Genomic DNA, 18,514 nt, shown 5'->3' with positions numbered 1-18,514 from the left:
TCCGAGTCGGGCGCCCTACTCGAAGCGGGACGGGTCCCCGGCGCCCCGGCGCAGGATCTCCGGCTCCGGCCCGGACAGGTCGACCACGGTCGTCGGCTCCTTGCCGCAGTCGCCGGCGTCGAGGACCGCGTCGAGCTGGTGGTCGAGCCGCTCCTTGATCTCCCACCCCTGGGTCATCGGCTCGTCGTCGCCGGGCAGGGTCAGGGTGCTCGACACCAGCGGCTCGCCCAGCTCGGCCAGCAGCGCCTGGGTCACCGTGTGCCGGGGTACGCGGACACCCACGGTGCGCTTGCGGGGATGCAGCATCCGGCGGGGCACCTCACGGGTGGCCGGCAGGATGAAGGTGTAGCTGCCCGGGGTTGACGCCTTCACCAGGCGAAAGACCGAGTTGCTGATCTGGACGAACTGGCCGAGCTGCGCGAAGTCCCGGCAGACCAGCGTGAAGTGGTGCCGGTCGTCGAGATGGCGGATCTGGCGGATCCGGTCCAGCCCGTCCCGGTTGCCCAGCTGGATGCCGAGCGCGTAGCAGGAGTCCGTCGGGTAGGCGACCAGCCCGCCGCCGCGGATGAGGTCGGCGATCTGGCCGATGATCCGGGGCTGCGGGTTCTCCGGGTGCACGTCGTAGTACCTCGCCATCCTCCGAGACTAGCCGTGGGGGAGACGAGGGCCACCCTCGGCGCGGACGGTGGAGCCGCCGAGATCACCTCGGTAGGGTAGGTCCCGGTCGGCTCCGACCACCAAGATCCAAATCGCCGGGGGGCGCCACGCATGGCCGATTCGTTCGCGCATCTGCACGTGCACACCGAGTACTCGATGCTCGACGGGGCGGCCCGGCTCAAGGACCTGTTCGCCGAGGCCAACCGGCTCGGCATGTCGGCGGTGGCGATCACCGACCACGGCAACATGCACGGCGCGAACGACTTCTACAAGCAGGCGATGGCCGCTGGGATCACCCCGATCCTCGGCGTCGAGGCGTACGTGGCGCCCGAGTCGCGCTACCACAAGGCGCGGGTCAAGTGGGGTCGGCCGGAGCAGAAGAGCGACGACGTCTCCGGCAACGGCGCGATCACCCACAAGACGATGTGGGCGAAGAACGCGCAGGGCCTGAAGAACCTGTTCACCCTCAACTCGCGCGCGTCCATGGAGGGGCACTACATCAAGTGGCCGCGGATGGACATGGAGTTGATCGCCGAGCACGCCGAGGGGATCATGGCCACCACCGGCTGCCCGTCCGGCGCGGTGCAGACCCGGCTGCGGCTGGGCCAGTTCGACGAGGCCCTCAAGGTCGCCGCCAGCTACCAGGACATCTTCGGCAAGGACAACTACTTCGTCGAGATCATGGACCACGGCCTCTCCATCGAGAGTCGGGTCCGTGAGGGGCTCACCGAGATCGCCCGCAAGTTGAACATCCCGCCGGTGGTCACCAACGACTCGCACTACACGGTCGAGGAGCAGGCCACCGCGCACGACGTGCTGCTCTGCGTGCAGACGGCCAGCAACATCGACGACCCGAACCGGTTCCGCCTCGAGGGCGGTGGCTACTTCATCAAGAGCGCCGACCAGATGCGCGCGGTCGACTCCTCCGAGCTGTGGCAGCAGGGCTGCCGCAACACCCTGCTGGTCGCCGAGAAGGTCGACCCGACCGGGATGTTCGAGTTCCACAACCTGATGCCGCGCTTCCCGGTCCCGGAGGGGGAGACCGAGGAGACCTGGTTCCGCAAGGAGACCTTCGCCGGGCTGGCCCGCCGCTACCCGAACGGCATCCCCGAGGGGCACGTCGTCCAGGCCGAGTACGAGCTGGGCGTCATCAACCAGATGGGCTTCCCGTCGTACTTCCTCGTGGTCGCCGACTTCATCCAGTGGGCGAAGAACCAGGGCATCGCGGTGGGTCCGGGCCGAGGTTCGGCCGCCGGCTCCCTCGTCGCGTACGCGCTGGGCATCACCGACCTGGACCCGATCCAGCACGGCCTGATCTTCGAGCGGTTCCTCAACCCCGAGCGCGTCTCGATGCCCGATGTCGACATCGACTTCGACGAGCGTCGGCGCGGCGAGGTGATCAAGTACGTCACCGACAAGTGGGGTGAGGACAAGGTCGCCCAGATCGCGACCTTCGGCACGATCAAGGCGAAGGCCGCGATCAAGGACTCAGCCCGGGTGCTCGGTTTCCCGTACGCGGTCGGCGACCGGATCACCAAGGCGATGCCGCCGGCCGTGATGGGCAAGGACATCCCGCTCACCGGCATCTTCGACGCGAAGCACCCCCGCTACGCCGAGGCCGGCGAGATCCGCGGCCTGTACGACTCGGACCCGGACGTCCGCAAGGTGATCGACACGGCCAAGGGCATCGAGGGGCTGATCCGGCAGACCGGCGTGCACGCCGCCGGCGTCATCATGTCCGCCGAGCCGATCATCGAGCACATCCCGTTGATGCGCCGCGACGCCGACGGGGCGATCATCACGCAGTTCGACTACCCGACGTGCGAGTCCCTCGGGCTGCTGAAGATGGACTTCCTCGGCCTGCGCAACCTGACGATCATCGACGACGCGGTCAAGAACATCGAGCTCAACCACGGCACGAAGCTCGACCTGCTGGGCCTGCCGCTGGACGACCCGGCCGCCTACGAGCTGCTGGGCCGCGGTGACACCCTCGGCGTGTTCCAGCTCGACGGTGGCCCGATGCGCTCGCTGCTGCGGTTGATGAAGCCGGACAACTTCGAGGACATCTCCGCCGTTCTGGCGCTGTACCGGCCCGGCCCGATGGGCGTCGACTCGCACACCAACTACGCGCTGCGCAAGAACGGCCTCCAGGAGATCACGCCGATCCACCCGGAGCTGGAGGAGCCGCTGCGGGAGATCCTGGCACCCACCCACGGCCTGATCGTCTATCAGGAGCAGGTGCAGCGCGCGGCGCAGATCCTCGCCGGCTACACCCTCGGTCAGGCGGACCTGCTGCGCCGGGCGATGGGCAAGAAGAAGAAGGAGATCCTCGACAAGGAGTTCATCCCGTTCCGGGACGGCTGCCGCGAGCGCGGCTACTCCGACGAGGCTATCCAGGCGGTCTGGGACGTCCTGGTGCCGTTCGCCGGGTACGCCTTCAACAAGGCGCACTCCGCCGCGTACGGCCTGGTCTCCTACTGGACCGCGTACCTCAAGGCGCACTACCCCGCCGAGTACATGGCGGGGCTGCTCACCTCGGTTGGTGACGACAAGGACAAGATGGCCCTCTATCTGTCCGAGTGTCGCCGGATGCGTATCCAGGTGCTGCCACCGGACGTGAACACGTCGGCCGGGCCGTTCACCCCGGTCGGCACGGACATCCGCTTCGGCCTGGCCGCGGTGCGCAACGTCGGCGCGAACGTGGTCGCCTCGATCATGCGCTGCCGGCAGGAGAAGGGCGACTACACCGACTTCTACGACTTCCTGTCCAAGGTGGACGCGGTGGTCTGCAACAAGAAGACGATCGAATCGCTGATCAAGGCGGGTGCCTTCGACTCGATGGAGCACCCGCGCAAGGGCCTGCTCGCGGTGCACGCGGACGCCATCGACGCGTACGCCGACGTCAAGCGCAAGGAGGCGGTCGGCCAGTACGACCTCTTCGGCGCGGGCTTCGGTGACGCCGACACCGGCAGCACGACGGTGATGCCGACCATCGGCGACAGCGAGTGGGACAAGCGCGACAAGCTGGCCTTCGAGCGCGAGATGCTCGGCCTGTACGTCTCGGACCATCCGCTGTTCGGCCTGGAGCACATCCTCGGCGCGGCGGCCGACACCACCATCGCCTCCCTCGCCGAGGACGGCGCGGTGCCGGACGGCGCGGTGGTCACCCTCGCCGGCATCCTCTCCGGGGTGCAGCGCCGGGTCACCAAGCAGGGCCGGGCCTGGGCCTCGGCCACCCTGGAGGACCTGGCCGGTGGGGTGGAGACGCTGTTCTTCCCCAACACCTACGAGGTGATCGGGCAGTACATCGCCGAGGACGCGATCGTGGTGGTCAAGGGGCGGGTGGACCGCCGCGACGACACCCCACGGATCATGGCGATGGACATGTCCATGCCGGACGTCAGCACCAGCGCCACCAACAAGCCGGTCACCCTCACCATCCCGGTGCACCGGTGCACGCCGCCGCTGGTGGAGCGACTCAAGGAGACCCTGGTGCTGCATCCCGGCGACACCGAGGTGCACGTCAAGCTGCTCAACGGCGGCCGCACCACCACCCTGCGGCTGGGTCCGTTCCGGGTGGCGGCGACGACCGCGCTGATGGGGGACCTGAAGAGCGTCCTGGGCCCGGCCAACGTGAGCTGACCGGGCCCCGGGACGCCGCCGGGCTCAGCCCCGGTCGGGGGCTGCGATCTCCCGCAGCTGGCCGTCGGCCAGCCGCAGCCAGCGCTGCACGCCGATCTCGGCGAGGAACCGCTCGTCGTGGCTGACCACCACGAACGCGCCCTGGTACGCGCTCAACGCGCTCTCCAGTTGGGCGACGCTGACCAGGTCCAGGTTGTTGGTCGGCTCGTCGAGCAGCAGCAGTTGCGGCGCCGGTTCGGCGCAGAGCACGCAGGCGAGGGTGGCGCGCAGCCGCTCGCCGCCGGAGAGCACCCCGACGGGCAGGTTCACCCGGGCGCCCCGGAACAGGAACCGGGCGAGCAGGTTCATCCGCTTGGCGTCCGGCAGGTTCGGCGCGTACGCGGCGAAGTTCTCCGCCACCGTGCGGTCGAGGTCCAGCAGGTCCAGCCGCTGCGACAGGTACGCGATCCGCCCGTCGGCCCATTTGATCTCGCCGCCGGCCGGTTCGAGGTCACCGTTGACGAGGCGTAGCAGGGTCGACTTGCCGACGCCGTTGGCACCGGTGAGCGCGATCCGCTCCGGCCCCCGGATCACCAGATCGGCGCCGTCGCCACCGAACAGCTCCCGGTCGTCGAAGCGGGCCCGCATCCCCTGACCGGAGAAGACCGTGCGCCCGCCCGGGACGCTGGTGTCCGGCAGGTCGACGGTGATCCGGTCCTCCTCGCGTACCGCCCGCCCAGCCTCGTCGAGTCGGGCCTTGGCCTGACCGAGCCGCGCGGAGTGCGTCTCCTGTGCCTTGCCCGCCGACTCCTGCGCACTGCGCTTGAGCCCGCCGGCCACGATCCGGGCCAGGCCGGCGTTCTTCAGGTTCTTGGAGGCGTTGCTGGCCCGCCGGTCGGCCCGCTCCCGGGCCTGCTGCATCTCCCGCTTCTCCCGCTTGACCTCCTGCTCGGCGTTGCGCAGGTTACTCTCGGCCACCTCCCGGGCGGCCTGCACCGCCTCGGTGTACGCGGTGAAGTTGCCCCCGTACCAGCGGATCTCACCGCGGTCCAGCTCAGCGATGCGGTCCATCCGGTCCAGCAGTTCCCGGTCGTGGCTGACCAGCAGCAGGCAGCCGGCCCAGTCGGAGAGGACGTCGTAGAGCTTGTGCCGGGCCTCCAGGTCCAGGTTGTTGGTCGGCTCGTCGAGCAGCAGCACGTCCGGGCGTCGCAGCAGCTGCGCCGCCAGGCCGAGGGAGACCACCTGGCCGCCGCTGAGGGTGTGCAACCGCCGGTCGAGCTCCAGGTCACCGAGGCCGAGCCGGTCCAGCTCGGCGCGGGTGCGCTCCTCGATGTCCCAGTCGTCGCCGATCGTGGCGAAGTGTTTCTCGCTGGCGTCGCCGGCCTCGATGGCGTGCAGCGCCGCGATCCGCTCGGCGACGCCGAGCACCTGGGCCACGGTCAGGTCGCCGGCCAGCGGCAGCGTCTGCGGGAGGTAACCGAGCACCCCGTCGACGGTGACGCTGCCGTCGCTGGGCCGCAGCTCCCCGGCGATCAGCCGCAGCAGCGTGCTCTTGCCGGCGCCGTTGGGCGCGACCAGGCCGGTGCGACCGCCCGGCACGGTGAAGGACAACTCCGAGAAGACCGGGGTGTCGTCCGGCCAGGAGAAGGACAGATTCGAGCAGACAATGAACGCATCAGACATGCGAGTGACCTCAAAGGGTGGGGTGGGCGCGCCAGAGCCGCCCGACGACAAACGGGGACCGGTGGAACGACGACATGGCCACGGCAGCCGCGCACACGCGCGCCGAACCGATGGCCGAACACATCCGGTCTCACCCGGAGATGTCGTCGTCACCCGCCATGTCTGGTCTCCCTGGTCGTTCGTTGACACCCAACTCCGCCGATTCTAACAACGGATCAGACCTGCTCGTCTGAGGACGCCATGTATAGGCTGAGCTATAGTTTTCCTATGTCTCATGAGCCGCCACGTCGTTGGGCGATCAGGACGACAACGGACGTCCGCGACTGGTTGCGATCCCTGCGCCAAACGGACCCCGCGACCTACCGGTCGGTCAACGTGGCGATCGACATGCTTGCGGAGACCGGTCCGGGCCTGGGGCGGCCCCTGGTCGACACCCTCAGAGGTTCGAGCATCAGCAACCTCAAGGAACTCCGGCCGAGATCTGGAAGGGACGTCGCCGTTCGGGTGCTGTTCGTCTTCGATCCCTGGTCCCAGGCAGTGCTGTTGGTTGCTGGCAACAAGGCAGGAGATTGGAATCGATGGTACGAGAAAGCGGTTCCGGTCGCTGAGATTGCGTACGAGGGCTGGCTTGCCTTTGAGAGGAAGCGGAGGGAGGGCTGATGAGCGAATTCCATGACTGGGACGACATCCGAGCTGAGCTGCACGACGGGGACGATGAAGCGCTCGATGCGGAGCGTGCCCGCACCGAAGCGTGGATCAGTGCATTCCATCTTGCTGAGGAGCGGAAGCGGCTGGGTCTGACCCAGCGGCAGGTGGCCGAGCTGATGGGCGTCACGCCTGGTCGAGTCAGCCAGATCGAGAACGGCGACCTGGAGGCCAACGAGGTTGCGACGCTGAGTCGGTACGCGCGAGCGCTCGGGGCCCGGATGCGGATCATCTTCGACTACGGCGACGACCTGCGTCAGATCGCCTGACCCTGATCCGGTTGCTAGGAAACGTCGAAGAGACGAAGGCCGTCGTGATCGGCGAAGTCGGCGTAATCCTTGCCGTGGAACGTCGCCAACGGTGGCCGGTCGACCAGACAGCACGCCGCACGTCGCGGCCGGTTGTCACGGTGGCGCAATTGGTTTGTCGGCCGGGGCTCACCTTGGCCGGTACTCGACCTCGGGGCGGCCGGGGGTGCCGTAGCGGGGGTGGCGCGCGGCCCGGTCGACGGTGACCAGGTACTCCAGGTAGCGGCGGGCGGTCACCCGGGAGATGCCGGTCAGCGCGCTCACCTCGGTCGCGGACAGCCCCACCTCCGCGCGCGTCGGGTCGGTGAGGGCGGCGCGTACCCGCTTGAGGGTCTGCGCGTCCAACCCCTTGGGCAGGCTGTGCCCGGTCGTGCCGCGCAGGGTGGCGAACATCTGGTCCACCTCGTGCTGGGCGGCCACCTCCCCGTCGGCGAGCGCCTGGGCGCGGTAGTCGGCGTAGCGCTCCAGCTTGTCGCGGAAGGCGGCGAAGGTGAACGGCTTGAGCAGGTAGTGGGTCACGCCGAGGGAGACCGCGGTGCGTACCACCGCCAGGTCCCGCGCCGAGGTCACCGCGAGAATGTCGACGCTGCTGCCGGCCGCGCGTAGCGCCCGGCAGACGTCCAGGCCGTGCAGGTCAGGCAGCCGGAAATCGAGGAGTACGAGGTCCACGTCGCCGCCGTCGTTGGCGCGCAGCGCCGCCATGGCCGCCCGCGCGGTGTGCGCCACCCCGACCACGACGAAGCCGGGAACCCGTTCGGTGTACGCCGTGTGGGCCGCCGCCAGCAGCGGCTCGTCCTCGACGACGAGCACCCGGATGTCGGTCATCGGCGTACCCCGACGATCGGCAGCCGGACGGTGAACAGGCTGCCGCCGTCGTCCGAGCGGCCCACCTCGGAACGACCACCGTGCCGGTGGATCACCTGACCGATCAGGGCCAGGCCGAGGCCACGGCCGGTGCTCTTGGTGGACCAGCCGCGCCGGAACGCGTCCGCCACCCGATCTGGCGCCAGCCCGGGGCCGCTGTCGGCGACCCGTACCACCAGTTCGTCGTCGACCGCGCCGACGAAGACCCGCACCCGGCGGGGCGCCGGCGTACCGGCCACCGCTTCGAGGGCGTTGTCGAGAAGGTTGCCGACCACGGTGAGCAGGTCGTTGGTCGGCAGCGGGCTGTCGTCGAGCCGGCAGTCCGGTTCGATCACCAGGTCCACCCCGCGCTCGCTGGCCTGCGCCGACTTGCCGAGCAGCAGCGCGGCCAGCGCCGGCTCGGTCACCGCGCCGACCACCCGGTCGGTCAGCTGCTGAGCGAGGGCCAGGTCCCGGGTGCCGAGCCGCACCGCCTCGTCGGGGCGGCCCAGCTCCACGAGGGTCAGCACGGTGTGCAGCCGGTTGGCCGACTCGTGGGTCTGCGCCTGCAACGCCTCGGTGAGCGCACGTACCGAGTCCAGTTCGCTGGCCAGGGTCCGCAGCTCGGTCTGGTCGCGCAGGGTCAGCACCGTGCCGAGCACGGCGCCCTCGAACCGGGTGATCCGCTGGTTGGCCACCAGCACCCGGTCACCGGCCAGGACCGGCTCGTCGAGGGCGTCCCGCCCGGAGCCGAGCAGCTCGGCCACCGCCGGCGGCAGGTCGATCCCGGCCACCGGCTGGTCGATCACCGCCGCGTCCGCGTCGAGCCCCAGCAGCCGGCGGCCCTCGTCGTTGACGAGTGCCACCCGGCGGTCGGTGGTCAGCACGACGAGACCCTCGCGCACCGAGTGCAGGACCGCGTCGTAGTACTCGTACATCCGGGTCATCTGGGCCGGCCCCAGGCCGTGCGTCTGGCGGCGCAGTCGGCGGCTGAGCAGCCAGGAGCCGGTCGCGGCGAGGGCGAGCGCCGGCGCGGCGACGCCCAGCAGCACCGGCAACTGTCCGAGGAGCTTGCGGTTGATCGCCGAGGTGGTGATGCCCACCGAGACCAGGCCGACGATCCGGCGCTGGTCGTCGTACACCGGAACCACCGCGCGCACCGACTCGCCGAGCGTGCCGACGTTGGTGACGGTGAACGGTTGGCCGGCCAGCGCCGGCGCGATCTCCCCGACGAACGGCTGGCCGATCAGCTCCCGGGTCGGGTGCGAGAAGCGGGTGCGGTCCGGGGCCATCACCACCACGAAGTCGGTGCCCGTCGCCAGTCGGGTCGACTCGGCGTACGGCTGGAGGGTGCTGGCCGGGTCGGCGGTCGCGAGGGCCGCGCGGACGTCGGGGGAGCGGGCCACGGTCTGCGCCACCGCGAGCACCTCCTCCTGTGCCGCCTGCTGGGCGTCGCTTCGGGCCAACCAGACGGCGCCCGCCGCGCCGGCGAGCACGAGCAGCGTCACCACCACCGCCTGGAGGGCGAACAGCTGCCCCGCGATGCTCCACTGGCGCTGGGCCACCTCCACCACCTCCTCGTTGCGCCGGTGCCGTTGCTGCTTCCGCGGTGAACAGAATGACCGCAAGGCTGTCAACGGGTGAGACGCGCTTCACATTGTCGACATGGACTCCACCGCAACCACCACCACACCGGCGCCGCCGGTCCGTCGGGACCGTACCCGTTACCTCTACCTGGCCGTCATCGTCGCCGTGCTGGCCGGCATCGTGGTCGGCCTGGTCGCCCCTGATTTCGGCAAGGAACTCAAGCCGATCGGCACCGGCTTCGTCAACCTGATCAAGATGATGATCAGCCCGGTCATCTTCTGCACCATCGTGCTGGGCGTCGGCTCCGTCCGGCAGGCCGCGAAGGTCGGCAAGGTCGGCGGACTCGCCCTCGGCTACTTCCTGACCATGTCGACCGTCGCGCTCGCCATCGGCCTGGTGGTCGGCAACCTCATCCACCCCGGCTCCGGCCTGGACCTGGGTCAGGACCTCGCCGGCGCGGGCAAGGCCGCCGCGGGCGACGAGGCCGGGGGTACGGCGGACTTCCTGCTCGGGGTCATCCCGACCACGCTGCTCTCCGCGCTCACCGAAGGGGAGGTGCTCCAGACGCTGCTGGTCGCTCTGCTCGTCGGCTTCGCCGTACAGGCGATGGGCCGGCGCGGTGAGCCGGTGCTGAGCGCCATTGGCGTCATCCAGCGGGTGGTCTTCAAGGTGCTCGCCATGATCATGTGGCTGGCGCCGATCGGCGCGTTTGGTGCCATGGCCGCCGTGGTCGGCGCGACCGGCGTGGACGCGCTCAAGAGCCTCGCGCAGATCATGGTCGGCTTCTACGCGACCTGCCTGATTTTCGTGCTGGTCGTCCTCGGCGCGCTGCTGTGGTTCGTGGCCCGGATCTCGATCTTCTCGCTGCTGCGGTACCTCGGCCGGGAGTTCCTGCTGATCCTGTCGACCTCGTCGTCGGAGTCGGCGCTGCCGCGGCTGATCGCCAAGATGGAGCACTTCGGGGTGAGCAAGCCGGTCGTGGGCATCACGGTGCCGACCGGGTACTCGTTCAACCTGGACGGCACGGCGATCTACCTGACCATGGCGTCACTGTTCATCGCCGACGCCATGGGCAAGCCGCTGTCGATCGGTGAGCAGATCTCGCTGCTGCTGTTCATGATCATCGCTTCCAAGGGAGCGGCGGGGGTCACCGGCGCCGGGCTGGCGACGCTGGCCGGTGGGCTTCAGTCGCACCGGCCCGACCTGGTGGACGGGGTCGGTTTGATCGTGGGCATCGACCGGTTCATGTCGGAGGCACGGGCGTTGACGAACTTCGCCGGCAACGCGGTCGCGACCGTGCTGGTGGGGACGTGGACCGGGGAATTTGATCGGGATCGGGCGGTTGAGGTGCTGCGCGGCGACGACCCGTTCGACGAGGCGACAATGCTCGACGAGCACGACAACGAGGACGAGTCGGCGTCGCGGCGGCCCGCCGACGAGCCGGCCGCGCCAGTCGGGGCGTCGGTCTGACCTCGTTGAAGAGACACCCCGGGGTCCCGCCTGCTCAACGGCAGCGGGACCCCGGGTTCACAACAGATGTGGGCACCGATCGAGGCGGGCGGAGTGAGTCGATACTGAGCCGATGACGGACGAGCAGCCGACGGAGCTGACCCGGTGGACCATTCACGGTGAGCGAAGCGTCGACGATACCCGGCGAGCGCGGCTGAGCATCGCCGACGTGGAGTTGCCTGACGGCGGACGGTTCGAGCAGTACGTGATTCGAGCACCCCGGTCGGCCATGGTCGCGGTCCTCGACGATCGCGAGCGCCTGCTGCTCATGCGGCGGCACCGGTTCGTGTTCGACCGATGGGTGTGGGAGTTGCCCGGCGGCTACGTCGATAGTGACGAGCAGCCCGATGTGTGCGCCGTACGCGAGGTGGAGGAGGAGACCGGGTGGCGTCCGCACCAGGTCGAGCCGCTCCTGTCGTTCCAACCATGGGTGGGCACCGCGGACGCCGAGAACCTCCTCTTCCTCTCCCGGGCGGCGGAGCACACGGATGGTCCGGTCGACGTGAACGAGGCCGAGCGGGTCGCCTGGATCCCGCTGGCCGAGGCGCGGGAGCTCGTGGCACAAGGCGAGATCGTCGGGGCCGGGACGGTGATCGCAGTACTGGAGTTGGTTGCCCGACAGGCGCGTGGGGAGTTGTAGGCGTCAGCGCCGGGTGCCGAGGACCGCGTCGACCCGCCGGATGAATTGTTGAACGGTGGGTCGTCGGCGGTAGGGCACGAGTTCAGCTTGCAGGTCGCGTACGTAGCGGGCGGCCCTGGCCGATTGGAGCCGTGTGGTCAGAGTCAATGCTTCCGCCCCGACGAGGCAAGCCCGCTCCGGTTCCCCTGGCTGCGCCTGCGCCGTGGCGAGAAGGGCGAGGTTGAAGGCCTTGCCGCGGACGTACTGCTCGTCCATCCGAAGAGACCGGCCGCCCCGCCGAGAGTTCACACCGAAGCGGTCACTCCATCACGGCTGAGTGGTTGCGGTAGACGAGACACGTTCCACCGGGGAAAGACTCCACAGCAGGAGCTGGAACGGGTCCTCGCCGCAGGTGAGCCATGTGCCGTCGCCGAGCGCCATCGGGCTCTCTGAAATGGGCATCGAGTACTCGACCCGACCGAGCACGTCACCCTGCGACGCGTCGACGAGCCAATGCTGCGGGCGACCGTACTCCTCATCGTTCTCGTCGGCGCTCGCGATCACCGTGCGCTCGTCGACGAAGCCGCACTGGTAGTCCCAGTAGGGCTCCTCCGCCGTGTCCGACGGTGGTTGCGGGTGGGCCTGAAGCTGGTCGGCGGCAACCTCGTGCAGCACCGCACCGTCGGGAAGCCGATGGACCGCCAGGTCTCCCTGATGGTGGGCGACCGTGAGCAACAGTCTCCCGGACGGGCTGACGTCGATGAGGGAACGGTCGTCATCCCCGATCGAGGTGACGGTGAGTTGGACGCCGTCCCACCGGCCCCACCGCAGCGGGACACCGTCCTGGCCTTCGCCGATGCTGATGCCCATCTGGCCGGGGTCGGGGTGGGGAACGTGGTGGGAGCCGGCGGCTGCGGTGTCGGTCGAGGCCCGTCCCAGGATGCGACCGTCGGTGGCGTCGATCACGAGCCACTCCTCGTCGTACTCCGCCTCCGCGTCGTCGGGCAGAGGGGTGCGTACGTGCGCCCAAGCCGTCGAGCCGTCCGCGCTGATCGCGCACGAGCCCCGATCGGGATAGCGGTGCTCGTCGGTGCCCGCGTACTCCTCGTAGGACTCGTGGAGCGACGAGCAGGGGGAGCCCCAGCACGCGTGCCGCACACTCCAGCGCAGCGTGCCGGTCTGGTCGACCGCGTGCAGAGCGTGCTGGCCGCTGAAGACCGCCAGGTCGAGGGTAGGGCTCACCGCATCGACCCCGCCCGCCCCACGCGGCCATGGCGCCGGGAACCGCGCGGCGGGAGTGTCGTCGCCGCTGAGGAGCCGGTCGAGGTCGTATGCCAACAGCTCGTCGTGCCGGCGGATCACGACGAGCCGGCGATGCGGCCACCGCTGGACGGCGGGAGTGTCGGCGGTGCTGGCCATATCGGGTACGCGAGGGGCGTTCGACGGCATCCGGAAGGACGTTACGAGGTGAGGGGTGAAGCGCACCGGAACATCCTGCCAGGATGCGCCGCCCACCACGGCTCCGGAGCGTCGTGGTCATCGGTCAGCTGCTTTCAGACGGCCTGGGGCTACGGCGTGTTGGTTTCGTCGCAGGGACGGCCGATGCCGAGGTTGACTCGGTCCTGCCGCCCGTCCGACCGGACGATGAGCGGTAGGCAGGTGGCTCGTGCAACCCACGTGCCGCCGACGAAGGCCATCCACTGAGGTTGTCCCTCCGTGGGCGCGCAGGCGTGCACCCGGGCGGTCGCCGCGGGCGTTCCCGAAGCGCCCCATCCGATCCGGGCGTCGTCTTCCCATCCGGGCGCCACCTGAAGGTCAACGACAGTTCCGGCGCGTACGACCAATCCCCATTTGGCAAATAGCCGAGCTGCTGGATCGGCCTCGCCCGATTCCTCCGCGGGCAGCACCGTGCGGCCCGGCACCGCCGCATTCTCGCCCACGAGCCGATAACCCTCCGGTGGCGTGGGCATCGCCGCTGCCGATGTCGTGCACGGCGTCTCACCACTGCTTCCGGCCGTTGCCGTGGCCGCGCCATCGACAGACGGTGTGGCAGGGCGGCTGGAGTCGCTCGGGGGCGTGCAGGCAGTCAGCGTCACCATCAGGAACGTGAGGCCCCAGAGCAGGTTCGGCCTGGTCCAGATGCCCTGCATGGGCCCCGGTCCGGCCGGAGGCCGTGCCGTACGGGTCTCGACGGGATTCGAGTTCATTCGATATTCATATCAGATCGCCGATATACGCATTGGTAACATCGCGTTGGGCGACAGTGGGCGTGCATAGTGGAGTTGTGTCGGAATGGTCCAGTGGAGGCCGCCGAAAGCCGCGTGTGACATATCCAACTGTCGCTTTCCACCTGTCGGGAAGAATTGGGCACGTAATGATCGCCAGGCACCTTCCTGTCGTGCCCGACACCCCTCGACAGTTGATTGCCAATCGCTACCGGCTGGTACGTCCGCTCGGACAGGGCGGAATGGGCCGTGTGTGGCAGGCCCGTGACGAGATGCTCCAGCGGGACGTGGCCATCAAGGAGTTGGTGGCACCGCCCGGTCTGCGTGACGACGAGCGTCGGGAGATGCGCGAACGGTCCATGCGCGAGGCTCGGGCCGTCGCCCGCCTGGGTCATGTCAACGTGGTACGCGTCTTCGACGTGCTGCACTCCGGCGACGACCCCTGGATCGTGATGGAGCTCGTCCCGTCCCGTTCCCTGCACGAGGTGCTCGAATCAGAGGGTCCGATGCCGGTGGCCCGCGCCGCGCGGATCGGGCTGGGTGTGCTGGGCGCGCTGCGGGCGGCACACCAGGCCGGCGTGCTGCACCGCGACGTCAAGCCGGCCAATGTGCTGCTCGCCGACGACGGCAGGGTGGTGCTGACCGACTTCGGTCTGGCCACCCTCCCCGGCGACCCGCGCATGACGCAGACCGGCATGGTGCTCGGCTCGCCCGCGTACCTCGCACCGGAGCGGGCCACCGACGGCGACGTCGGCCCCGCCGCCAACCTCTGGTCACTCGGCGCCACCCTCTACGCGGCGGTGGAGGGACGTACCCCCTATCAACGCTCGTCCCCGATCGCCACGCTCGCCGCCCTCGCCACCGAGGCGCCACCACCGCCGCAGCGAGCCGGGCTGCTGAACCCGCTCCTCGAAGGACTGCTGCGGCGGGAGCCGGCTCAGCGGATCAGCGCCGAGGAGGCGGATCGCCTACTGCGCCGCGCCGTCGACCCGGATGTGCCGGCCGCCCGGATCAACACCGGCGACGATTCTCGTCCGCAGATCGTGCCCGAGTTCGTCACCGTCGGGTCCGGTCCGCCAGCGTCACCGGCCGTCCCCGACGCGCCTGTTCCAACGCCGGTCCGCAGGCGTCGGGGTCGGCTGATCGGGTCACTCGCCGCTGCCCTGCTGCTCGTGTCGTTGGTGAGTGCGGCGTTGGTGAACCGCGGAATGTCCGGCGGAGCGGGCGACCGCCAGGTGGCGATGCCGACCGCGAACCCGTCGCCCATCGCCGAGACGCCGGTGTCCAGGGTGCTGCCACCGCCGCCCGCCGGCTGGCACTACCACCGCGACGATCCGCGCTTCCTCGTACCGGTGCCGGACGGCTGGCAGCCGCGGCGAAACGGTGAGCGGGCCGAATTCCGCGAGCCGGACGGCAGCCGCGTGCTCGTCGTCGACGAACTCCGCCGCGTCCCGGCGGACCTGGCCGCCGAGCTACGGGCGCGGGAGAAGGCGGAACGCAAGCGGTACGCCAAGTACCGGCAGGTCCGGCTCGCCGCGCTGCGCTACCAGGCACGGGCGGCGCAATGGGAGTGGACGTACACCGCCGAGGACGGTACGCCGATGCGCGCGGTGAGCCGCGCCTTCGTCGGTCACAACGGCCACGCGTACACGATCGGCTGGACCACCTCGGCGGCCGAGTGGTCGGCCAGCGCGGGTGTCTTCGCGCTGATCACGGATGGTTTCCAGGGCCTGCCCGTCACGGGCGGCTCGCCGTCGAGATCGGCCGGCCCACCGCCGTCCGGGGACGCAGGGCAGTCGTCGCCGCGGCCGGGCAGCGGCGCGACGACCGGCCCGGGGAATCCGGCGCAGCAGCCGTCGGCACCGCCAGCGCCCCCGTCGCCGACGCCGACCAACACGCCCACCGGGAAGCAGATCGTCGGCTTCGCCAGTGACCGCTGCATCGACATCCCGGACGGCAACGCCACCGCCGGTGCTCGACTCCAGATCTGGGACTGCCGCCGGACCGCCAAGCAGCTGTGGACCTTCCCGGCGGACGGCACGGTCCGCTCGATGGGCAAGTGCCTGGACGTCGCCGGCCACTCCACCGAGAACGGGGCCGCTGTCCAGCTGGCCGACTGCACCGGCGCGGGGTCCCAGAAGTTCACCCTGAACAAGGCCCACGACCTGGTGAACACCAGGGCGGACAGATGCGTCGACGTGCTCGACCAGAACCCCGACAACGGCGCCCGCCTGCAGCTCTGGCAGTGCAACGGGCAGGCGAACCAGAAGTGGCGGGCCAGCTGAGCGCTGACGCGGGCTATTCGGCGCGAAACCCGCCGCCACCGGGAGGCTCCATGGAAAATGGTGGGCCGGGGAGGGCGCTGCGACGAACCCGGGGGAGCCGGCGTGCTCGGAACCAGCCTCCTGGGCCGGCTTCGCAGCCGTGACCCGGGGGATGCCGTCCTGCGGCGCGCGGCACGCCTGACCCTCGTCGCGTCCGTCGTCTTCTACGCCTGCCGCTACGGCGCGGGCAGCCCGATGCTCGCCACGTACGGTCTGTTCGGCGTGGTCGCCGCCGGGTCGTTCGCGCAGCTGCCCGGTCCGGCGCCCCAGCGGGCGCGGATCCTCGTCACGTCACTGCCGGCGGTCTGGGCCCTGATCGCCGCGGGCACCCTGCTGGCGTGGAGCACCTGGGCGGCCGCCGGCGGAATGCTGGTCATCGGGTTCGTCGTGGCGTTCGCCGGGGTCGGCAACCCGCGCCTGGTCGGGCTGGCCAGCGCGTTCCAGCTCTTCTACATCCTGGCGTCCTTCCCGCCGTACCAGCCGGACACCCTGCCGGAGCGGCTGGCGGGGGTCACGCTCGCCGTCGTGCTGCTCGCGGTGGCCGAGGTGTTCCTCTGGCCCGATCCGGTGCCGGTCACCTACCGGCAGCGTCTCGTCGAGGCCACTGGTGGCGTCGCGGCGTTCCTGGAGGCCACCGCCGCCCTGTTGACCGATCCGCGGGGCGGTCACGGCGGTCGGGACACACGGCGCGAGCGGGCGTACGACGCGGTGGCCGGCCTCGCGTTGGGCCGCAATCCCCCGGAGTGGGCACCCACCGCGGCGGGCGCTCGGGACCGGGCGTTGCGAATCTGCGCGGCGGCGTTGCGGGAGGTGCTCGCCGAGGCGGACCGGTTGGCGGCGGACGCGCCGCCGGAGCCGATCCCGGACCTAGCCGCGGCGCGGCTGCTGAGCTCGTGTGCCGAGACGACCCGTGCCGCTGGCGGGAGCCTGGCGCCGGGTGCACCGCCGGTCGACCTCGGCGACCTGGACGCCGCGATCGGGCGGGCCGAGAGGGCGTACCCCGTTGGAGAGGGCGACGACCGCCACGCGCCGGACGTGCCCCGGTTGTGCCGGGACGCGACGGCGCTGGCCCTCGCCGACCAGGTACGGGTTCTCGCCGTCGGTGCCCGGGTGGCCAACGGGTCACGGCTCGAGGGCGAGGAGGTCTCGGGGCAGTTCGAGTACGCGCGGCATGGCCCGTGGACGCTGTACTGGCGACAGTTCCGCCTCCACCTGGCGCCCCGATCCGACTACCTGCACAGCTCGCTGCGGCTGGCCGTGGCGCTGGCCGTCGCGCGGGTGGCCGCCGGGGTGTTGTCGCTCACCCACGGCTTCTGGGTGCTCCTGGCGACCCTCACCGTCCTGCGCACCTCGGCGGCGGACACCCGCACGGCGCTGCGGCCCGCCGTGCTCGGCACGATCGCCGGGGTCGTCGTCAGCGGCGGGCTCCTGCTCCTCGTCCAGGAGCCCATCGTGTACGCCATCGCGTTGCCGTTCACCCTGATGCTGGCCTTCGGCGTGGGCCGCCTGCTGGGGCCGGTCTGGCAGCAGGCCCTGTTCACCGTGCTGCTGACGTTCGTCTTCGCCCAGCTCGCCCCCGAAGGATGGCGACTCGCCGCGGCCCGCCTGGTCGACGTCGTGCTCGGCGCCGTGATCGGCGTGGTCGCCGGCATCGCCATGTGGCCGCGCGGCGCGAGCCGCGACCTGCGGCGCAACGCCGCCCGCTACCTGGAGGCCAGCGCGGACGCGGTCGACCAGACCATCCGGGCGGTGCTCGGCGGCCCTCGGCCCGACCAGGCTTTCGAACGGGTCCGCAGGAGCATGGTCCTCGTCGACTCGTCCTACTGCCAGTACCACACGGAGCGGCCCGAGCCGCCGAGCCGGCGCGTGGACTGGGACGCCGTCCTGGCCGCTGGGCACCGCGCGGTGCCCGCCGCCGAGTCGTTGCTGCGGCGCAACCCACCCGGCTGCCTCGCGGGCTGGCCCGCGGTGGCGCCGTTACTACGGGACTCCGCAGGTCAACTGCGATCGGAGTACGACGACCTCGCCGACGAGGTCGCGCACGGCCGGCCGTCGGGCCCGGTGCCCCCGCCGGCTGACTGCGTCGACGAACTCGACCGGATCCGCCCCCTGCTGGGTGCGGTCGGCTCCCAGTCCTCGATCCGGCATCTGGTGGAGGTCGACCGTTGGCTGGCCGGTCTCGCCGACAGCCTCTCCCGGATCCACCCGCCGGGCGGCGGTGACGTGTCCGGCCGAGGTGGGAAGCCGTGACGGCTCAGCCCGTTGGGGCGGCAGGATGTTCGTGAGCGTTATACCTCAGTGTCATATCTATACCTCAGAGTCATCACGCTCGTCAGGGACCGGCCCGCCGCGCAGGGCGCACAGGTGGCTCGTCCATGCGCCGCAGGCCGCCGGCCGCCGATTGGCCGTGCCGAACCCGGGCCGTCCCGCCTA

General features: G+C 70.4%; 13 protein-coding genes and 1 pseudogene. 7 read left to right on the top strand and 7 right to left on the bottom strand.

Annotated elements, in window-relative coordinates:
- Window positions 1-15 precede the first annotated feature (15 nt).
- A complete protein-coding gene (locus ACFYPS_RS18655; protein ID WP_354964169.1) occupies window positions 16-636 on the bottom strand; it encodes an L-threonylcarbamoyladenylate synthase in 621 nt (206 codons plus the stop codon).
- Between the two features lie 132 nt (window positions 637-768).
- Here ACFYPS_RS18655 and dnaE point away from each other — a divergent pair, with 132 nt between their 5' ends.
- Window positions 769-4,299, top strand: a complete 3,531-nt coding sequence (gene dnaE / locus ACFYPS_RS18650; RefSeq protein ID WP_354964170.1) for a DNA polymerase III subunit alpha — start codon at window positions 769-771, stop codon at window positions 4,297-4,299.
- 24 nt (window positions 4,300-4,323) lie between these two features.
- On the opposite strand, the gene abc-f is transcribed toward dnaE, so the two are convergent.
- Window positions 4,324-5,961, bottom strand: a complete 1,638-nt coding sequence (gene abc-f, locus ACFYPS_RS18645) for a ribosomal protection-like ABC-F family protein (protein ID WP_354964171.1) — start codon at window positions 5,959-5,961, stop codon at window positions 4,324-4,326.
- A gap of 267 nt (window positions 5,962-6,228) precedes the next feature.
- On the opposite strand from abc-f, the gene ACFYPS_RS18640 reads away from it, so the two are divergent.
- Window positions 6,229-6,621 (top strand): type II toxin-antitoxin system RelE/ParE family toxin, encoded by a 393-nt coding sequence (locus ACFYPS_RS18640; RefSeq protein WP_354964172.1) that lies wholly within the window; start codon window positions 6,229-6,231, stop codon window positions 6,619-6,621.
- On the top strand, window positions 6,621-6,935 hold the full coding sequence (locus ACFYPS_RS18635; protein WP_354964173.1) for a helix-turn-helix transcriptional regulator: 315 nt from the start codon (window positions 6,621-6,623) through the stop codon (window positions 6,933-6,935). The genes ACFYPS_RS18640 and ACFYPS_RS18635 overlap by 1 nt, the downstream gene beginning before the upstream one ends.
- 168 nt (window positions 6,936-7,103) lie before the next feature.
- Here the strand turns inward: ACFYPS_RS18635 and ACFYPS_RS18630 are convergent, their stop codons facing one another.
- Together ACFYPS_RS18630 and ACFYPS_RS18625 are read right to left on the bottom strand one after the other, a co-directional pair.
- Window positions 7,104-7,799 (bottom strand): response regulator, encoded by a 696-nt coding sequence (locus ACFYPS_RS18630; protein WP_354964174.1) that lies wholly within the window; start codon window positions 7,797-7,799, stop codon window positions 7,104-7,106.
- Window positions 7,796-9,382 carry a sensor histidine kinase gene (locus ACFYPS_RS18625; protein ID WP_354964175.1) on the bottom strand — a complete coding sequence of 529 codons (1,587 nt, stop codon included), beginning with the start codon at window positions 9,380-9,382 and terminating at the stop codon, window positions 7,796-7,798. Before ACFYPS_RS18625 ends, ACFYPS_RS18630 begins: the two co-directional genes overlap by 4 nt.
- A 100-nt stretch (window positions 9,383-9,482) precedes the next feature.
- Between ACFYPS_RS18625 and ACFYPS_RS18620 the strand changes: the two genes are divergently transcribed.
- Window positions 9,483-10,874 carry a cation:dicarboxylate symporter family transporter gene (locus ACFYPS_RS18620; RefSeq protein WP_354964176.1) on the top strand — a complete coding sequence of 464 codons (1,392 nt, stop codon included), beginning with the start codon at window positions 9,483-9,485 and terminating at the stop codon, window positions 10,872-10,874.
- Window positions 10,875-10,986: 112 nt separating this feature from the next.
- The gene (locus ACFYPS_RS18615; RefSeq protein WP_354964177.1) at window positions 10,987-11,553 is read left to right on the top strand and encodes an NUDIX hydrolase; all 567 of its coding nucleotides are present in this window, start codon (window positions 10,987-10,989) and stop codon (window positions 11,551-11,553) included.
- A gap of 3 nt (window positions 11,554-11,556) precedes the next feature.
- On the opposite strand, the pseudogene ACFYPS_RS18610 reads toward ACFYPS_RS18615, so the two are convergent.
- The 3 genes and pseudogenes from ACFYPS_RS18610 to ACFYPS_RS18600 all read right to left on the bottom strand — a co-directional run.
- A pseudogene (locus ACFYPS_RS18610) lies at window positions 11,557-11,832 on the bottom strand (XRE family transcriptional regulator); the annotation flags it as partial.
- Between the two features lie 27 nt (window positions 11,833-11,859).
- Window positions 11,860-12,951: a hypothetical protein gene (locus tag ACFYPS_RS18605; RefSeq protein WP_354964178.1), complete on the bottom strand. Its 1,092-nt coding sequence runs from the start codon at window positions 12,949-12,951 to the stop codon at window positions 11,860-11,862.
- Window positions 12,952-13,100: 149 nt separating this feature from the next.
- Window positions 13,101-13,682, bottom strand: a complete 582-nt coding sequence (locus ACFYPS_RS18600; RefSeq protein ID WP_354964179.1) for a hypothetical protein — start codon at window positions 13,680-13,682, stop codon at window positions 13,101-13,103.
- Between the two features lie 248 nt (window positions 13,683-13,930).
- Here ACFYPS_RS18600 and ACFYPS_RS18595 point away from each other — a divergent pair, with 248 nt between their 5' ends.
- Both ACFYPS_RS18595 and ACFYPS_RS18590 read left to right on the top strand, forming a co-directional pair.
- Window positions 13,931-16,042: a ricin-type beta-trefoil lectin domain protein gene (locus ACFYPS_RS18595; RefSeq protein WP_387325728.1), complete on the top strand. Its 2,112-nt coding sequence runs from the start codon at window positions 13,931-13,933 to the stop codon at window positions 16,040-16,042.
- Window positions 16,043-16,144: 102 nt separating this feature from the next.
- Window positions 16,145-18,331, top strand: coding sequence for an FUSC family protein (locus tag ACFYPS_RS18590; RefSeq protein ID WP_387325725.1), 2,187 nt, complete (start codon window positions 16,145-16,147; stop codon window positions 18,329-18,331).
- Window positions 18,332-18,514: the final 183 nt, after the last annotated feature.

It is taken from the genome of Micromonospora sp. NPDC005087, from assembly GCF_042872965.1.
Lineage (GTDB): Bacteria > Actinomycetota > Actinomycetes > Mycobacteriales > Micromonosporaceae > Micromonospora.
The sequence above is the reverse complement of the archived record's forward strand: the minus strand, read 5'-3'. Positions and strand labels throughout refer to the sequence as shown.